General features: G+C 71.7%; 14 protein-coding genes and 1 pseudogene. 4 read left to right on the forward strand and 11 right to left on the reverse strand.

From position 1 onward, the window contains the following. Nucleotides 1–94: 94 nt before the first annotated feature. The 3 genes from OHA99_RS21720 to OHA99_RS21730 all read right to left on the reverse strand — a co-directional run bounded on the left by OHA99_RS21720 (nt 95) and on the right by OHA99_RS21730 (nt 4,021). Nucleotides 95–1,327: an Ig-like domain-containing protein gene (locus OHA99_RS21720; protein ID WP_366472141.1), complete on the reverse strand. Its 1,233-nt coding sequence runs from the start codon at nt 1,325–1,327 to the stop codon at nt 95–97. Nucleotides 1,328–1,461: 134 nt separating this feature from the next. Beyond that, nucleotides 1,462–2,505, reverse strand: a complete 1,044-nt coding sequence (locus OHA99_RS21725; RefSeq protein WP_405697334.1) for a P1 family peptidase — start codon at nt 2,503–2,505, stop codon at nt 1,462–1,464. Nucleotides 2,506–2,785: 280 nt separating this feature from the next. Next, a complete protein-coding gene (locus OHA99_RS21730) occupies nt 2,786–4,021 on the reverse strand; it encodes a low temperature requirement protein A (protein ID WP_153181917.1) in 1,236 nt (411 codons plus the stop codon). A 143-nt stretch (nt 4,022–4,164) separates the two neighbouring features. Between OHA99_RS21730 and OHA99_RS21735 the strand changes: the two genes are divergently transcribed. Continuing rightward, on the forward strand, nt 4,165–4,341 hold the full coding sequence (locus tag OHA99_RS21735; RefSeq protein ID WP_153179401.1) for a hypothetical protein: 177 nt from the start codon (nt 4,165–4,167) through the stop codon (nt 4,339–4,341). 16 nt (nt 4,342–4,357) lie between these two features. On the opposite strand, the gene mscL is transcribed toward OHA99_RS21735, so the two are convergent. The 7 genes and pseudogenes from mscL to OHA99_RS21770 form a co-directional block, all read right to left on the reverse strand. Continuing rightward, nucleotides 4,358–4,828 carry a large conductance mechanosensitive channel protein MscL gene (gene mscL / locus OHA99_RS21740; RefSeq protein ID WP_405697337.1) on the reverse strand — a complete coding sequence of 157 codons (471 nt, stop codon included), beginning with the start codon at nt 4,826–4,828 and terminating at the stop codon, nt 4,358–4,360. 111 nt (nt 4,829–4,939) lie between these two features. Continuing rightward, nucleotides 4,940–5,455, reverse strand: coding sequence for a hypothetical protein (locus OHA99_RS21745; RefSeq protein WP_322746720.1), 516 nt, complete (start codon nt 5,453–5,455; stop codon nt 4,940–4,942). Between the two features lie 255 nt (nt 5,456–5,710). Further along, on the reverse strand, nt 5,711–6,598 hold the full coding sequence (locus OHA99_RS21750; RefSeq protein WP_228126197.1) for an S-methyl-5'-thioadenosine phosphorylase: 888 nt from the start codon (nt 6,596–6,598) through the stop codon (nt 5,711–5,713). Between the two features lie 9 nt (nt 6,599–6,607). After that, a pseudogene (locus OHA99_RS21755) lies at nt 6,608–7,923 on the reverse strand (RNA-guided endonuclease InsQ/TnpB family protein). A 138-nt stretch (nt 7,924–8,061) separates the two neighbouring features. Then, the gene (locus tag OHA99_RS21760; protein WP_405697340.1) at nt 8,062–8,388 is read right to left on the reverse strand and encodes an FmdB family zinc ribbon protein; all 327 of its coding nucleotides are present in this window, start codon (nt 8,386–8,388) and stop codon (nt 8,062–8,064) included. Nucleotides 8,389–8,455: 67 nt separating this feature from the next. Beyond that, complete coding sequence (locus OHA99_RS21765) at nt 8,456–9,730, reverse strand: MFS transporter (protein ID WP_405697342.1); 1,275 nt, start codon at nt 9,728–9,730, stop codon at nt 8,456–8,458. 248 nt (nt 9,731–9,978) lie between these two features. Beyond that, nucleotides 9,979–11,577, reverse strand: a complete 1,599-nt coding sequence (locus tag OHA99_RS21770) for a potassium/proton antiporter (protein WP_405697344.1) — start codon at nt 11,575–11,577, stop codon at nt 9,979–9,981. A gap of 231 nt (nt 11,578–11,808) precedes the next feature. On the opposite strand from OHA99_RS21770, the gene OHA99_RS21775 reads away from it, so the two are divergent. Next, on the forward strand, nt 11,809–14,604 hold the full coding sequence (locus OHA99_RS21775; protein ID WP_405697347.1) for a penicillin acylase family protein: 2,796 nt from the start codon (nt 11,809–11,811) through the stop codon (nt 14,602–14,604). Between the two features lie 96 nt (nt 14,605–14,700). Here OHA99_RS21775 and OHA99_RS21780 read toward each other — a convergent pair whose 3' ends face one another. Next, nucleotides 14,701–15,315, reverse strand: coding sequence for a 5-formyltetrahydrofolate cyclo-ligase (locus OHA99_RS21780; RefSeq protein ID WP_381546726.1), 615 nt, complete (start codon nt 15,313–15,315; stop codon nt 14,701–14,703). Nucleotides 15,316–15,408: 93 nt separating this feature from the next. Between OHA99_RS21780 and galU the strand changes: the two genes are divergently transcribed. Both galU and glp read left to right on the forward strand, forming a co-directional pair. Continuing rightward, nucleotides 15,409–16,311, forward strand: coding sequence for a UTP--glucose-1-phosphate uridylyltransferase GalU (gene galU / locus OHA99_RS21785; protein WP_153179407.1), 903 nt, complete (start codon nt 15,409–15,411; stop codon nt 16,309–16,311). Between the two features lie 5 nt (nt 16,312–16,316). Beyond that, nucleotides 16,317–17,666: a gephyrin-like molybdotransferase Glp gene (gene glp, locus OHA99_RS21790; RefSeq protein WP_405697351.1), complete on the forward strand. Its 1,350-nt coding sequence runs from the start codon at nt 16,317–16,319 to the stop codon at nt 17,664–17,666. Nucleotides 17,667–17,719: the final 53 nt, after the last annotated feature.

Here is a 17,719-nt window from a genome sequence, read left to right on the forward strand (position 1 = left end):
AACCGAGAAAACGTACGCACGAAAAACGCGGGGGCCGCGCGAAAAGTTTCCGCGCGGCCCGACGAACCGTCAAAACTTGCTGCTCACAGCCCCGTCAGACGGTGTTCTCGGCGGTTCGGGCGGTCCACTCGCTCCACGGCATGTTCCAGCCGTTGAGGCCGTTGTCCGGCGCGATGGTGTCGTCGGGGGAGTTCTTGACGATCACGACGTCCCCGACGAGCGAGTTGTCGAAGAACCACTTGCCCGGGGTGTCGCCCTGCGCGCCCTGGGCGTCCGCCAGCCCGACGCAGCCGTGGCTGGTGCCCTGGGCGCCGAACGGCGGGTTGCCGCGGTTGTACCAGTAGTTGCCGTGGATGAAGGTGCCCGACTGGCTCAGCCGCATCGCGTGGGGCACGTCCGGGATGTCGTACTCGCCGCCGAACCCGACCGTCGACCCGTTCATGCGCGTCTGCTCGGACTTCTCCGAGATCACCATCTGCCCGTTGTACGTCGGGTTCGCGGCGCTGCCCGCCGATATCGGGACCGACTTGAGCGTCTTGCCGTCCCGCACGACCGTCATGGTCTGTGTGTTCGCGTCCACCGTGGAGACCTGCGCGCGGCCCACGGTGAAGGTGACGGTCTTCTTCTGCACGCCGTAGAGGCCGTTCGCGCCCTCCACCCCGTCCAGGTCGATCTTCATGGTGACCTTGGAACCGGCCTTCCAGTACTCCTCGGGCCGGAAGTCGAGCCGCTGCGCGCCGAACCAGTGCCCGGCCACCTCCTGCCCGCTGCTGGAGGTGACGGTGATGCGCGACTGCACGGTCTTCCTGTCGGTGATCGCCTTGTCGAACGTGAACGACACCGGCATCCCCACCCCGACCGTGCTGCCGCCGTCCGGGGTGTACGTGCCGACGAAGCTGTTGTCCGAGGAGACGGTGGTGAAGACCGAGTCGGCGGCGGCCGTGCGGCCGTTCGCGTCCTTCGCGCGGGCCGTGATCCGGTACTTCGTGCCCCGCTCCAGCTGCTCCTTCGGCTTCCAGCTGCCGCCGTCGCCGGACACCGCGCCCGGTACGGAGGCACCGCTCTCCGCCACGGTCATCCGCACGTCGGTGAGCGTGCCGTCGCTGACCTTCACCCCGGTCGAGTTGATCGAGGCGCCGGTCGACCCGTCCTTGGCCGAGATCACGAGCTTCGCGACCGAGGTGTCGGCGGACCCGGTGCCGCCCTTGCCGTCCTTCTTGTCGTCGGCACTGGCGCTTCCGCCGCAGGCGGTGAGGGTGAGGGCGCCGACCACCAGGGCGGCACAGGCCCCCAGTACGCGCCGCGTGGCTATGTCCGGCGTTGTCACGGGCTGCTCCAGGTTCGGGTGTTGTGCGCTGTTCGCTTCAGCCGTGTAGAGGGCCCCGGCGGCCGGTGGGGTTCCCGCCGGCCGCCCGGAACGCCGACGCGTGACAAAACCCGGACAATCGCAACACGGACGGGTCAACCGGCCCTGGACGCACGCCCGTACAGCTCCGCGTACGACGGCCAGGCCCCGCCCGGACCGCCCACCGGCCCGGCGGCCCGGACCGCGCGCACGATCGCGCGCGTCACCACGTCCGCGCCCGCCGCCAGCACCTCGTTCAGCGCGAGCGGCTGCCCGGCGTCGAGCGGACGCTCCCCGGTCGCCAGGGCGAACACCGTGTCACCGTCGCTGAGCAGGTGCACCGGCCGTACGGCACGCGCGATGCCGTCGTGCGCGGTGCCGGCCAGCTTCTGGGCCTGCGCCTTCGACAGGTCGGCGTCGGTGGCGACCACGGCGAGCGTGGTGTTCAGCGGGGGCGGCGCGTTCCTCGCCGCGACCTCGGCCAGCCGCCGTCCCGCGGCCTCGTGGACGTCCGGCGCCGGGTACTCCACCCGCCCGCCCCGGAACAACTCCCCGTACAGCACCCCCGTTTCCGGATCCGTCACCGACCCCGCCGCGTTGGCCACCACCAGCGCCGCCACCGTGATCCCCGAGTCGAGCAGGGTGCTCGCGGTGCCCACCCCGCCCTTCAGCGTGCCGACGACGGCTCCCGTGCCGGCCCCGACGCACCCCTCGGCCACCTCCGCGCCCGGCACGGTCGCGTGGGCCGCCTCCGCGGCCGCGTACCCGGTCGCCGCGTCCGGCCTGGCCCGGAAGTCGCCCCCGCGGCCCAGGTCGAAGACGCAGGCCGCGGGCACCACCGGCACCACGTGCGCCGGGTCCGGACCGACCCGCACCCCGCGTCCCCGCTCCTCCAGCCAGGCCATCACCCCCGAGGCCGCGTCGAGCCCGTAGGCGCTGCCGCCCGTCAGCACCACCGCCTGGACCTTCCGCACCAGGTTGCGCGGGTCGAGGGCGTCGGTCTCCTTGGTGCCGGGGCCGCCGCCGCGCACATCCACACCGGCGACCGCCCCGCCCTCCGGAGCGAGCACCACCGTCGTCCCCGTCAGCCACCCGTCCCCGGTACGCGTCGCGTGCCCCACCAGCAGACCGGCGACGTCCGTCAATGCGTCAACTGTCATACGGCCAGTCTCGTCCAGCCACCGGCGTCGGTACGGGACCCGGCGGCCGACGGTACGGAGTCCGGCGGCGACCGGGGCGGCGGTCGGCGGCGAAGGGCGGCGCGGCGGGGGACGACGCGGCGGGGGACGGCGGCGCGGCAGGAGGCGGTGGCATGGCAGCGGTCGGCGGCGCTGCAGCGGTCGGTGGCGTGAGCGGGCGCGGGCCATGGCGGTACGGCGCCGCGGCGGGCAGGTACGACGCCGCGGCGGGTACGGGGCGTGGTGGGCGTGGAGCTGTGGCTCAGGCGGCCGGTGCCGCCGTCCGGCGCCGCTCCCGATCGGTCCGCCGCGCGGTCAGCGCCACCCCGGCGGACACGGCCAGCGCCAGCACGATCCCCGCCACGAGCACCGCCTCGCCGCCCAGGAAGGTGCAGGCGAGCACCAGCAGCGCGGCCGTGGGCAGCACGAGCTGCTCGGCGACGCCCACCTTGAAGTGCCGGGCGTGCAGCGCCCACACCGTGAGCAGGAAGACCGCCGTCGGCAGGGTCACCGCGAAGGACGCCGCGAGCGTCGAGACGTGCGCCTTGCCCACGGCCTGCTCCACCGCCACCTCCAGTCCCGCCCCGATCGCCGCCGCCGAGGCGAACACCAGGTAGTGGCCGTAGCCCCAGAGGAAGGACTGCCGGTTGGACCGCAGGTGACTGTGGACGGGGACCACGAAGTAGATCCACCAGGCCGCGAAGACGATCAGCAGCCCGCCCGCGGCGATCGGCAGCACCTCGCCCAGCGCGTCGTTCTCCTCGATGCCCGACTTCACCGCGACCGTGGCCGCGGCGATGGTCTCGCCCAGGACGATGATCGTGAGCAGCCCGTACCGCTCCGAGATGTGGTGCGGATGCCAGGCCGACGGATGCGCGCGCTCGGCGAACGCGGGCACGCACAGCTCCAGCACCACCATCACCAGGAACAGCCAGCCCCGGCCGCCGTCCGGCACGAACAGCAGTCCCAGCCAGCCGACCTGGCAGAGCAGCACCCCACCGGCGTACCGCAGCGCCATCGCCCGTTCCGCCCCGCCGGCCGAACGCGCCGCCCGCAGCCACTGCGCGGACATGGCGACCCGCATGATCGCGTAGCCGATGATCACGGCCAGCCAGTCGTGGTCCTCGAAGGCCCGGGAGACCCCGGCCGCCAGGACCAGCACCCCGGCGATCTGCACCAGGGTGACGACCCGGTAGAGCACGTCGTCGTTGTCGTAGGCCGACGCGAACCACGCGAAGTTCATCCACGCCCACCAGATGGCGAAGAAGACCATCGCGTAGTTGAGGACACCCTCGCCGGCGTGCCCCCCGGCGACCGAGTGCACCAGCTGGACGCCGGCCTGGGCGATGGCGACGACGAAGCACAGGTCGAAGAAGAGCTCCAGCGGCGTGGCGGTGCGGTGTGCCTCGTGCCGGTGGCGGGCCTTCAGCCGGCGCACCGGAGGGTGGACGTCGGGCGGCGGGGCGGAGGGCTCGGGCGGAGAGGCGGGACTGGACATCATGGCTCCCAGCACAACAGAGACGGCGCGAACGTGCTTGCGGACCCACCCGCCCGCCGGGCGGGCCCTGCGGGCGGGACGCCTCGTCGGGGCCGGCCGGACGGACCGGACCGGGTCCGGGGTGGGAGCCGTACCCTGGAGCCATGAGTACGACCCCTGAACCCGAGCCGCCCGCGCCCAGGCCCGCGCTGGTCTTCGACGACCCGCTGGACCAGCAGACCTCGGACGACACCGACCGCGGCTGGGGCGAGCGGCCCGAGGCCGACAGCGCGGCCGACCTGAAGCGCTTCCTCGACGAGAAGCCGCCCCACCACCTCTGAACCGCGTGCCCGGACGCTACGGGCGGTCGTGCCCCGAGCCGCGCTGGGCGATCAGCGTGTCGCGGATCTCCTTGAGCACCTCCAGCTCGGAGACCTCGATGACCTCCTCGGCGCTCTCCTTCGCCTTGCGGCGGGCCTCCTGCCGGGCCAGGTACTTCGACATGGGCAGCACCATCAGGAAGTAGACGACGGCCGCGGTGATCAGGAACGTGAGGGTCGCGCCCAGCACATGGCCCCACAGGATCCGCACGCCCGTCGCGCTGTCGCCGGTCCCGGTGCACGGGCCCTTCAGGCAGGAGCTGTAACTGTCCAGGCTCTGCGTGCCGAACGCCCCGACCAGGGGGTTGATGACCCCCTCCACCACCGAGTTGACGATCTTGGTGAAGGCGGCGCCGATGACGACCGCCACCGCCAGGTCGATGACGTTGCCGCGCATCAGGAAGGCCTTGAAGCCCTGCCAGACGCTCGGCTCCTTATTCTCGCTCACGGTGGGAGCACTCCTCGCTTGAACAGGTGTAGGAACCAAACGCTCCGCAACCTACGGCAGCGTTGGGCCATCCTGTCCAATCCGGTCCCTCGAACGAGCGACTTGACGGGCTCAGCACAGGGTCACCGCCAACCGGGCCGTGGTAGCGGCGCCGACCAGTCGGTGTGCGGTGGCGCGCGGCACCGAGACCACGACCAGCGCCCCACCCGCCGCGGAACCCTCCACGGGCTCGGGCACCTTCGTCACACGCACACCGCGCGCGAGCACGGAGGCGTCGCCCGCACCGCCGCCCCCGGCCGCGACGACGTCGACGCGGTCGCCCGGCCTGAGCAGCCGCACCGTGGCCGCGTCGGCGATCCGCACCGGCGCCGCCACGAGCCGGGTGCCGTGCCGCTCGCCCGCCGGCTCGGTCACCGGATGGCCGCGTGACCGCCGCGTCTCCTGCTCGCCGGTGACCGGATGCGGGCCCGCCGCCACCACCGCCGCGGCGGTGACGGCCAGTCCGACGGCGAGGGCACGTCGCCGGTGACGCACGAGCCGGTGCAGCCCGCCGCGCACCCGCACCGGGGTGAAGTGCGGCACCTCGCAGGTCGGCGGCGCGTCGGTGCCGCCGGGCGGAAGCGACAAAGGGAACGCGGAAGGGAGGGGAGAGGGGGAGTGGGAGGGCGAGGGCAGGGCGGGACGGAACACGGGGACCACCACCTGTGACGAGGGACCGGCTTGCGCTCCCACGATGAGGCTTTTCGCCGGGCCCCGCCGGAGCCCGTGGATCACCTACCGGTTGTGGACAACTCCCTCACCGGAACGTGGCGTTCCCCCGGCCCCGGGCCCAGCCCCAGCCCCCGTCCTCGTCCCTGCTCCGGGCCCCGGGCCGTCCACCCCCTACGGCAGCGCGATCCCCGGATCCATCCCGCCCAGCGCCGACCCGCACGGGCAGTCCCGCTCCCCGGTCGCCGGCAGCGCGGCCACCGCGTCGAACAGAACGCCCCGCAGCCGGTCCACGTTCGCCGCGAACACCCGCAGCACCTCCTCGTGCGAGACGCCCTCACCGCTCTCCGCACCGGCGTCGAGGTCGGTCACCAGGGTCAGCGAGGTGTAGCAGAGCTCCAGCTCACGGGCGAGTGCCGCCTCCGGGTGGCCGGTCATGCCCACCACCGACCAGCCCTGCGCCCGGTGCCACAGGGACTCCGCCCGGGTCCCGAAGCGGGGCCCCTCGACCACGACCAGGGTGCCGCCGTCCACCGGCTCCCACTCCTGCCCCCGGGCCGCCTTCAGCGCGGCGGCCCGCCCGGTGGGGCAGTACGGGTCGGCCAGCGACACGTGCACCACGTGGGGCACGGTGCCGTCGGGCATCGGCAGCCCGTCGAAGTAGGTGGAGGGGCGGGACTTCGTACGGTCGACGAACTGGTCCGGCACCAGCAGCGTGCCCGGTCCGTACTCGGGGCGCAGGCCGCCCACCGCACACGGGCCGAAGACCTGGCGGGCGCCCACCGAGCGCAGCGCCCACAGGTTGGCGCGGTAGTTGATCCGGTGCGGGGGCAGATGGTGGCCGCGGCCGTGCCGGGGGAGGAAGGCGACCCGACGGCCGGCGACCTCGCCGAGGAAGAGGGAGTCGCTGGGCGGCCCGTACGGGGTGTCCACCCGGACCTCGGTCACGTCGTCGAGGAACGAGTAGAACCCCGAGCCCCCGATCACGCCGATCTCGGCCTGCCCGTGGTCGGCCCGCACGTACCGGGCCTGCCCGTTGTCGGCCTTCACCTTGTTCGCCATGCCCGCACCCTAACCGTCTCGCACCACGCCGAGGACCCCGTCGTCGGGGTCGGGTCCGGGGCGACGACAGGGTCTCTTGACGTGCTCCCTGGCCTGCAAGGCAGGGATTCCGGCCTGGGTCGGCTGACCCTTCCGGGGGCTTCCTGCTTCACCGCGCTGTGCGGGCACGTGTGCCCGTCTTACCGGCGCTCCACAGGCGTTTGGTGTCTCCGCCCGCCCGGCGGCGACGATACGGCGTCCTTCGAACAGGACGTTGCGGGCTGCGTTGTGGTCGCGGTCGTGCACGGCGCCGCATGTGGTGCACGTCCACTGGCGGACGTGCAGCGGCTTGGGGCCGTCCCGGAATCCGCAGGCCGAGCAGACCTGTGAGGACGGGAAGGCGCGGTTCACCTTGGCGAAGGTGCGGCCGTGCAGAGCCGCCTTGTATTCCAGCATGCCGACGAATGCGGACCATCCCGCGTCGTACACGGACTTGGCGAGCCGGGTGCGACCCAGGCCGGACACCGCGAGGTCTTCCACATACACCGCTTGGTTGTCGCGGATGATCTGTGTGGAGGCCTTGTGGTGCCAGTCCCGGCGCCGGTCGGTCACCTTGGCGTGCTGGCGTGCGACCTTGATGCGGGCCTTGGCCCGGTTCTTCGATCCCTTCTGCTTGCGGGACAGTTCCCGCTGGAGGCGCTTGAGTTTCTTCTCCGCTCGACGCATGAAGCGGGGGCTGTCGATCTTCCGGCCGTCGGACAGGACGGCGAAGGCGGACAGGCCGAGGTCGATACCCGTCTCCGGTTCCACCTCGGGGAGGATGTCCGGTTCGGTGTCCACGACGAAGCTGAGGAAGTACCGGCCGCAACTGTCCTTGGTGACGGTCAGGGACGTGGGCGCGGCCGGAAGCCTGCGGGACCACTTGACCTTGAGGTTGCCGACCTTGGCCACGTACACCGTGCCGTCGCCCTGGAGGCAGAAGGCGTTGGCGTTGAGACGGATCGACTGCCGGGTGTCCTTCTTCGACTTGTACCGGGCGGCCCGACCTTGCGTCCCTGCCGCCGGCCCTTGACCGAGTCGAAGAAGTTCCCGTAAGCGGTGTCCAGGTCCCGCAGGGACTGTTGCAGGACGACCGCGGACACGTCGGCAAGCCAGGCGCGCTCGGCGGTGCGCTTGGCCTGGGTGATGCGAAGTCGGGACAGTTCGGCCGACGTCACGTACGGCAGCCCCGCCGCGTGCGCTTCCTTTCGGTCACGCAGGTAGTCGTTCCACACCACCCGAGCGCACCCGAACGCACGGCGCTGTGCGGCGTCCGGGTAGGCCCGGTAGTTGTAACGGAGCTGCACACCCAAGATCCTACGCAAATTCGCCTCATGGATGAGCTGAACGATGAACTGCACGTCAGAACAGTCTTGAGACGAATTCATCCCCGGCGCGGCGTGAACGCCGGAGCTTTCTGCAAGGAACTCGGTAAGAAGCGGGTGCTACGCGGCGGTGGAGCCCGCAGAGGAGCTGCCGGAGCCCGAGGACGACGAAGAGGAAGACGAACCCGAGTCCGAGGACGACGAGGACGACGAAGAAGCCGAGGACGAGGCCGCCTTCGAGGACGACGCCGGCGAGCTGCTCGAGGAGCTGCCGCGGCTGTCGTTGCGGTAGAAGCCGGAGCCCTTGAAGACGATGCCGACGGCCGAGAACACCTTCTTCAGGCGGCCCTGGCAGTTCGGGCACTCGGTAAGAGCGTCGTCGGTGAACTTCTGCACCGCCTCGAGGCCCTCGCCGCACTCGGTGCACTGGTACTGGTACGTCGGCACTGTCTTCCTCCTGGCACTCTCACTCGATGAGTGCTAACGACGGTCCATAGTGACCTATTCCGCGGGATCAGTCCACTGTGGCGGGCGCGCGGTGACCGACACCACGTGCCACCGTACGGCCGGGGGACCGGGTCGCCAGCCGCGAGCGCAGCGTCACCAGGACCGCCAGCGCGAGCACCGTGCCGCCCATCGGCACCAGGAAACCGGCACCGTCCCGGACGCGGTCCTCGAGCTGCCCCGCGACGGTCACGGCCCCGGCCTGGCCCAGCGCGACGGCGCCGGTCAGCCAGGTGAAGGCCTCGGTGCGGGCGCCCGCCGGGACCAGGTCCTCGACCAGGGTGTAGCCGGTGACGATGGCGGGCGCGATGCACATGCCGACGAGCAGTCCGAGGCCGGCCAGCACGAGCACCGAGTGGGCGGCCCACAGCCCGGACGCGGTCACCGCGAGGGCGGTGTAGCCGACCAGGAGGCGCCGCTGCGGGGCCACCTTCCAGGCGATGGCGCCGCAGGCCAGGCCGGAGATCATGTTGCCCGCCGCGAAGACGCCGTACAGGACGCCGTTCAGACCGGGCTCGCCGATCGACTCCGTGAACGCGGCCAGCGACACCTGCATGCCGCCGAAGACGGAACCGATGCCCAGGAAGACGACGATCAGGACCCGCACACCGGGGACGCGCAGCGCGGAAACGTGCTCCACGCGCGCGTGCCCGCCGTCGACGCCAGCGGCGCCACCCACCAAGGGCTGGGTGCTCTTCTGCGCGGCGAACAGCAGACCGCCCACCAGGGTGAGCGCGGCCTCCGTGACCAGGCCCGCAGCGGGGTCGACGGCGGTACACAGGGCGGTCGCCACCAGGGGGCCGAGGACGAAGGTCAGCTCGTCGGTGACGGACTCGAAGGCGGCCGCCGTGCTCATCAGGGGGGTGTCCTTGAGCCGCACGGCCCAGCGGGCCCGCACCATCGGCCCGACCTGCGGCACCGAGGCGCCGGTGGGCACGGCCGCCAGGAACAGCGCCCACAGGGGCGCGTCCGCGAGCGCGAGGACGGTGAGGGTGAGTCCGGACGCCGCGTGCACCAGCACGCCGGGCAGCAGGACGGCGCGCTGCCCGTAGCGGTCGGCGAGCCGTCCGCTGTAGGGGGCGAACAGGGCCATGGCGACGCCGGTGACGGCCGCGACGGCGCCGGCGACGCCGTAGGAGCCGGTGGTGTGCTGCACCAGCAGCACGATGGAGAGGGTCAGCATCGCGAACGGCTGGCGTGCCGCGAAGCCGGGGAGAAGGAACGTCCAGGCGCCGCGGGTGCGCAGCAGCTGCCCGTATCCCGGACGGGTGACCGTGGATGCCACGGCCCGTGCCTTTCTGCCGCCTGGTAGCGCGGTCCCGACCCGTGGGGGTGATCGTGCGGGAGCGCCGAGAGCTGTCCACTCGCGCGGACTGCGGTAGATGCCGGAGCCCGCGGGATGAGGGGGCGATCCGACCGCCATACGGTCGCGCCAGCTCTGCTTCAGACAGAGGTGGTTCGATCAGGTGCGGCCTTCATCGTACAGGGGACGGGAGGGGGAGCGGCCTGTGAAAGGGGGCACTCCCTCCATGCTCACCTGCGATTGCGGCGGGCGCTCTCGGTCCCCCCGGTGCCCAGCCAGCCGGCCAGCTTGCCGCCGTGGCCGACCGCGCGCAGCCGCGCCTCGGCGGCGTCCCGGACGGGGTCGGTCGCGACCACCAGGAGCTCGTCCCCGCGGCGCAGCCCCGTGGTCGGCAGCGGTACGAACGACGTGCCGTCGCGGACGATCAGCGTGACGGCGGACCCGGTGGGCAGCCGCAGTTCGTTGACCTCGACGCCGTGCATCCTCGAGCCCTCGGGGATCGTCACGGACAGCAGGTGTCCGCGCAGCCGCTCCAGGGGCGCCGACTCGATGCCGAGGTCGGCGGCCTCGTCGCCCTTGCCCAGGCGCAGCACACGGGCCAGCCAGGGCAGCGTGGGTCCCTGGACCAGGGTGTAGACGACGACCAGCACGAAGACGATGTTGAAGATCCGGTGACTGCCCGCGACGCCCTCCACCATGGGGATCGTCGCCAGGATGATGGGCACCGCGCCGCGCAGCCCGGCCCACGACATCAGGGCCTGCTCCTGCCACGGCACCCGGAAGGGCACCAGGCACAGCACGACGCTCAGCGGCCGCGCGACCATGGTGAGCACCAGGCCGATGACGAGGGCGGGCAGGATGTCGTCGCCCAGCTCGTGCGGGGTGACCAGCAGGCCGAGCAGCACGAACATGCCGATCTGGGCGAGCCAGCCGAGCCCGTCGGCGAACCCGCGGGTGGCGGGCCAGTGCGGCAGCCGCGCGTTGCCCATCACCATGGAGGCGAGGTAGACGGCCAGGAAGCCGCTGCCGTGGACCATCGCGCCGGCCGCGTAGGCCGCGATGGCGATCGACATGACGGCGATGGGGTAGAGGCCGGAGGCGGGCAGCGCGACGTGCTTCAGCCCCCAGGACCCCAGCCAGCCCACCGCGAGTCCGACGGCCGCGCCGATGGCCAGCTCCAGGGCGATCTCGCCGATCAGTACGTACCAGTGCTCGATCGGTCCCGCCGTGGAGAAGGCGACCACGAGGATCACCACCGGGGCGTCGTTGAAGCCGGACTCGGCCTCCAGCGTGCCCGTTATCCGTTTGGGCAGCGGAATCCGGCGCAGCACGGAGAACACGGCCGCGGCGTCCGTGGAGGAGACCACGGCCCCGATGATGAGCGCCTGCCGCCACTCCAGCCCCGTCAGGTAGTGCGCGCCCGTCGCGGTCACGCCGACGCTCACCGCGACCCCGGCCAGGGCGAGCGCGGAGGCGGCCGGCAGGGCCGGTTTCGCCTCCTTCCACTTCGTGCCGAGGCCGCCCTCCGCGAGGATCACGACGAGGGCCCCGTACCCGATGACCTGGACCAGTTCGGCGTCGTCGAACTTGATGTCGCCGATGCCGTCCTGGCCCATGGCGATGCCGATGGCCAGGTAGACGAGCAGGCTGGGGAGCCCGCTGCGCGAGGAGATCCGGACCGCCGCCACGGCGATGAGCAGGACGAGCGAGCAGACGAGCAGTAGCTGGTTGAGGTGGTGGACAGTCAGCGGCCGTTCCCTTCCCTGGCGCACAGCACGGATCACAGCGTGGGCGAACGCGGCCGCGTTGTGCGCGAGGCGCACCTCCATGGCACACGAATCCGCCGTACTGCGCGGGTAACTACTTCGTTACCTTACCTAACTCTTGACGTTTTCTTGACGCTCGTCTTGGCAAGATCGAACGCCCGTGCGTCCTGGTACCCGACTCCGCGTCAAGGCGGTGCCGGGTCTGCGCCTACAGTTGCTCCAGCGCTCTGCGCTCAGCCTCCGTACGAAGCACAGCCCGCCCCTGCCGCTCGTGTTAGGACAGCAAGGACAGCGATGCCCCCCACCACCACCGCCACCCCGGGTCAGCAGTCCGGCACGTCCGGCAGGAAGAAGCGGAAGGGGCGCAAGGGCCGGCTGCTCGTCCTCGTGCTGGTCCTGGCCCTCATAGGCGGCCTCGCCTACGGGGCGTACTGGTCGATCAGCACCGTGCGCGCGTCCTTCCCGCAGACCAAGGGCTCGATCACGCTGGACGGCCTGTCGGGCCCGGTCGACGTCAAGCGCGACGGGTACGGCATCCCGCAGGTCTACGCCTCCAGCGAGGAGGACCTGTTCATGGCGCAGGGCTACGTCCAGGCGCAGGACCGGTTCTACGAGATGGACGTCCGCCGGCACATGACCGCCGGGCGCCTGTCGGAGATGTTCGGCAAGAGCCAGATCGAGAACGACGAGTTCCTGCGCACCCTGGGCTGGCACCGGGTGGCGAAGAAGGAGTACGACGAGAAGCTGTCGGACTCCACGAAGAAGTACCTCCAGGCGTACGCCAAGGGCGTCAACGCCTACCTGAAGGGCAAGGACGGCGCGGACATCTCCCTGGAGTACGCCGCCCTCGGCTTCACCAACGACTACAAGCCCCAGGAGTGGACCCCGGTCGACTCCGTGGCCTGGCTGAAGGCGATGGCCTGGGACCTGCGCGGCAACATGCAGGACGAGGTCGACCGCGCCCTGATGACCAGCCGCCTCGGCCCCAAGCAGATCGCCGACCTCTACCCGGCCTACCCGTACGACCGCAACAAGGCGATCGTCCAGGAGGGCCAGTACGACGAGCTGACCCGGACGTTCGACGGCGGCGACGGCGGTTCGTCGGGCAGCGGCGACGGCACGGGCACCGGAACGGGTACGGGAACCGGCACAGGTACGGGCACCGGCACGGGCACCGGCTCCGGCAACGCCCTCCAGGGGCAACTGGCGGGCCTCCAGGAGGTCCTGGACGACCTCCCCACCGCCGTCGGCGTGAACGGCAACGGCATCGGCTCCAACTCCTGGGTCGTCTCCGGCAAGCACACCATCACCGGCAAGCCGCTGCTGGCCAACGACCCGCACCTGTCGCCGTCCCTGCCGTCCGTCTGGTACCAGATGGGCCTGCACTGCCGCACCGTCTCCGCCAAGTGCCAGTACGACGTGGCCGGCTACACCTTCGCGGGCATGCCCGGCGTCGTCATCGGCCACAACCAGGAGATCGCCTGGGGCCTGACCAACTCCGGCGCCGACGTCACCGACCTCTACCTGGAGAAGATCACCGGCGAGGGCTACCAGTACGGCGGCAAGGTGGTCCCCTTCGAGACGCGCGAGGAGACCATCAAGGTCGCCGGCGGCGACTCCAAGAAGATCGTCGTCCGCGAGACCAACAACGGCCCGCTCCTCTCCGACCGCGACGACGAGCTGGTGAAGACCGGCAAGAAGGCGACCGTCGACAGCTCCGCCCCCGACCGCGGCGACGGCTACGGTGTCGCCCTGCGCTGGACGGCGCTGGAGGCGGGCACCACCATGGACGCCGTCTTCGCGATCGACCGGGCGCAGAACTGGGACGACTTCCGTGAGGCCGCCACCCTCTTCGACGTGCCCTCGCAGAACCTGGTCTACGCCGACAGCGAGCACATCGGCTACACGCTGCCCGGCCGCATCCCGGTGCGCGCCGAGGGCCACGACGGCTCGGTCCCGGCGCCGGGCTGGAGCCCCGAGTACCGCTGGACCGGCGAGTACATCGACCAGGACGAGCTGCCCTACGAGTACGACCCGGAGCGCGGCTACATCGTGACCGCCAACCAGGCCGTCGTCGACGAGGACGACTACCCGTACACGCTCACCACGGACTGGGGCTACGGCGCCCGCAGCCAGCGCATCACCTCCCTGATCGAGCAGAAGATCAAGGACGGCGGCAAGATCTCCACGGACGACATGCGCCAGATGCAGTTGGACAACAGCAGCGAGATGGCCAAGCTGCTCGTGCCCCAGCTGCTGAAGATCGACATCGCCGACAAGGACGTCCGCGAGGCGCAGAAGCTGCTGGAGGGCTGGGACTACACCCAGGACGCCGACTCGGCGGCCGCCGCCTACTTCAACGCGGTCTGGCGCAACATCCTCAAGCTCGCCTTCGGCAACAAGCTGCCCAAGGAGCTGCGGGTCGAGGGCCAGTGCCTGTGGGTCGACCCGGTCAACACCACCGGTCCGGCGGACGAGACGAACAAGGTCCGCGAGTGCGGCCAGCGCGACGCCGGCCAGGCGCAGCCGGACGGCGGCGACCGCTGGTTCGAGGTGGTCCGCACGCTGATGGACAAGCCCAAGAGCGACTGGTGGACGACGCCCGCCAACGGCACCCGCAAGGGCGCCGACCACAACCGCGACGACCTGTTCAAGCGCGCCATGATCGACGCCCGCTGGGAGCTGACCGCCAAGCTCGGCAAGGACATCGACACCTGGAACTGGGGCCGACTGCACCGCCTGTTCCTGAAGAACCAGACCCTGGGCACCGAGGGCCCCGGCTTCCTGAAGTACGCCCTCAACCGCGGCCCCTGGAAGCTCAGCGGCGGCGAGGCGGCGGTCAACGCCTCCGGCTGGAACGCGGCCGGCGGCTACGGGGTGATCTGGGTGCCGTCCATGCGGATGGTGGTCAACCTCGGTGACCTCGACAAGTCCCGCTGGATCAACCTCACCGGTGCCTCCGGACACGCCTACAGCGCCCACTACACCGACCAGACCGACAAGTGGGCCAACGGCGAACTGCTGCCGTGGTCCTTCTCGAAGAAGGCGGTCGACGAGAGCACGAGCGACACGCTGGTGCTCAAGCCGTAGCAGGCACCCGCTGACGGAAAACGGCCTCCACGCGTGCGTGGAGGCCGTTTCCCGTGCGGCACCCGGGTGCGCCGTGGGCACCCGGGTGCCGCTGCGTCAGCGGAACCTGCGCACCCCCGAGGGCGTCACCACCGCGTCCACCGGCCGGTCGTGCGGCTCCGCGGGGACGCGCGCGACGACCTCGGGGTCGTACAGCAGCACCAGCAGCGCGGGCCGCGCGCCGGCGGCCTCCAGACGCGCGAGTACCCGGTCGTAGGAGCCTCCGCCCCGCCCGAGCCTCAGGCCCCGGCCGTCCACCGCCACCCCCGGCAGCAGCACGACGTCCGCCCGGGTCACCGCCTCCGGCCCCAGGCGCTCGCCGGCGGGCTCGGACAGCTCCATCCGCCCGCCGTGGCGCACGCGCGCGAGGGAGCCCTCCCCGGTGTACTCGCCCCAGTCCAGGTCGTTGTCCGGCAGCAGCGCGGGCAGCAGGACCCGCACACCCCGCGCGCGCAGCGCGTCGAGGAGCGCGAGGGTGCCCGGCTCGGCGCCCACGGACACGTACGCGGCCACGGTGCGCGCCCCCGCGACCTCCGGCAGCCCGAGCGCCCGCACGGCCAGCGCGTCCCCGGCTTCGCGCACGTCGCCCGGGGTCAACCTGTTCCTCGCCGCGAGGAAACCCCGTCGCAACGTCCGCTTGTCAGGTTCGTCCGCAGGGTCGATGTGAGGCATGGATGACTCCTGAACCGCATTCATGCGCTCATATGAGCGCCAAGGATCTCGAGTCACAGATTCTCCCCATAGGCACCGGATAGGGTGGCGCGCATGACTCAGTCCCACCCCAGGATCAGCAAGGCTGTCATCCCAGCAGCCGGTCTCGGTACCCGGTTCCTGCCGGCCACCAAGGCCACTCCCAAGGAGATGCTGCCGGTCGTCGACAAGCCGGCGATCCAGTACGTGGTCGAAGAGGCCGTGGCCGCCGGCCTCGGCGACGTCCTCATGGTCACGGGCCGCAACAAGCGCCCCCTGGAAGACCACTTCGACCGCAACTACGAACTGGAGTCCGCCCTCCAGAAGAAGGGCGACGCGGGCCGCCTGGCCAAGGTCCAGGAGTCCAGCGACCTCGCGATGATGCACTACGTCCGCCAGGGCGACCCCAAGGGACTCGGCCACGCCGTGCTGTGCGCCGCACCGCACGTCGGCCACGAGCCCTTCGCGGTCCTGCTCGGCGACGACCTGATCGACCCGCGCGACCCGCTGCTCCAGCGCATGATCGACGTCCAGGAGCAGTACGGCGGCAGCGTGATCGCCCTCATGGAGGTCGCGCCGGAGCAGATCCACCTGTACGGCTGCGCCTCCGTCGCCCCGACCGGTGACGGCGACGTCGTCAAGGTCACCGGGCTGGTCGAGAAGCCCGACGCGGCCGACGCGCCGTCCAACTACGCCATCATCGGCCGCTACGTCCTCGACCCGCGCATCTTCGACATACTTCGCAAGACCGAGCCCGGCCGCGGCGGCGAGATCCAGATCACCGACGCCCTCCAGCAGTTGGCGGCGGACGAGAACGTCGGCGGCCCGGTGCACGGCGTCGTCTTCAAGGGCCGCCGCTATGACACCGGCGACCGCGGCGACTACCTGCGTGCCATTGTCAGACTCGCATGCGAACGTGAAGACCTGGGCCCGGACTTCCGGACCTGGCTCCGCAGTTACGTAGCCGAGGAGATGTAAGGCCGTTGAGCAGCAGCGCGCACCGGGACACCGGTCACGACCACGCCACCGCGGGCCCCGGCCCGGACCGGCTGTGGTCGGTCCAGGAGCACCTGGACGACGTCCTCGCCACCGTCCGCCCCCTGGAGCCCATCGAGCTGAACCTGCTCGACGCCCAGGGCTGCGTCCTGGTCGACGACATCACGGTGCCGCTGTCCCTGCCGCCGTTCGACAACAGCTCCATGGACGGGTACGCGGTGCGCGTCACCGACGTCGCGGGGGCCAGCGAGGAGTTCCCCGCCGTCCTGGAGGTCGTCGGGGACGTCGCCGCCGGCCAGGCCGATCCCGTCACCGTGGGCCCCGGCCAGGCCGCCCGCATCATGACCGGCGCCCCGCTGCCGCCCGGCGCCGAGGCCGTCGTCCCCGTCGAGTGGACCGACGGCGGGCTCGGCGAGGGCCCCGTGGCGGGCATGCGCGCCCGCAGCCTGGCCCCCGAGGGCGCACAGGGCCACGTCCACGTGTACCGGCCGGCCGAGGAGCGCGCCCACGTCCGCGCCAAGGGCAGCGACGTCCGCTCCGGCGACCGCGCCCTGACGGCCGGCACCGTGCTCGGCCCGCCGCAGATCGGCCTGCTCGCCGCGATCGGCCGGGGCACGGTACGCGTGCGCCCCCGCCCGCGCGTGGTGGTGCTCTCCACCGGCAGCGAACTCGTCCAGCCCGACGAGCAGCTGGCGTCCGGTCAGATCTACGACTCCAACAGCTTCGCGCTCACCGCGGCCGCCCGCGACGCCGGCGCCATCGCCTACCGGGTCGGCGCCGTCACCGACGACGCCGACACCCTGCGGTCCACCATCGAGGACCAACTCGTGCGCGCCGACCTGATGGTCACCACCGGCGGCGTGAGCGTCGGGGCGTACGACGTCGTCAAGGAGGCGCTGGCGCACGTCGGGGACGAGGACGAGCCGGGCGCCGGCGTGGACTTCCGCAAGCTCGCCATGCAGCCCGGCAAGCCCCAGGGCTTCGGCTCCGTGGGCCCCGACCACACCCCGCTGCTCGCGCTGCCGGGCAACCCGGTGTCGTCGTACGTCTCCTTCGAGCTGTTCGTGCGGCCCGCGATCCGCACCCTCATGGGCCTGCCCGACGTGCACCGCCCGGTGGTCACCGCGTCCCTGGCCGCGGACAAGGCGCTCACCTCGCCGAAGGGCCGCCGGCAGTTCCTGCGGGGCAGCCACGCCGACGGTTCGGTCACCCCGGTCGGCGGCTCCGGCTCCCACCTCGTCGCCGCCCTCGCGCAGGCGAACGCGCTGATCGTCGTGCCCGAGGCCACCGCGTCCGTCGAGCCCGGCGCCGAGGTCGAGGTGGTCCTGCTCGGCTGACCGGTCCCCGATGGCGGTACCGTGTCGCGCACAGCAGGCCCACGCGCCGCACC

The organism is Streptomyces coelicoflavus (genome assembly GCF_045041415.1).
In the GTDB taxonomy this organism is placed as follows: domain Bacteria; phylum Actinomycetota; class Actinomycetes; order Streptomycetales; family Streptomycetaceae; genus Streptomyces; species Streptomyces coelicoflavus.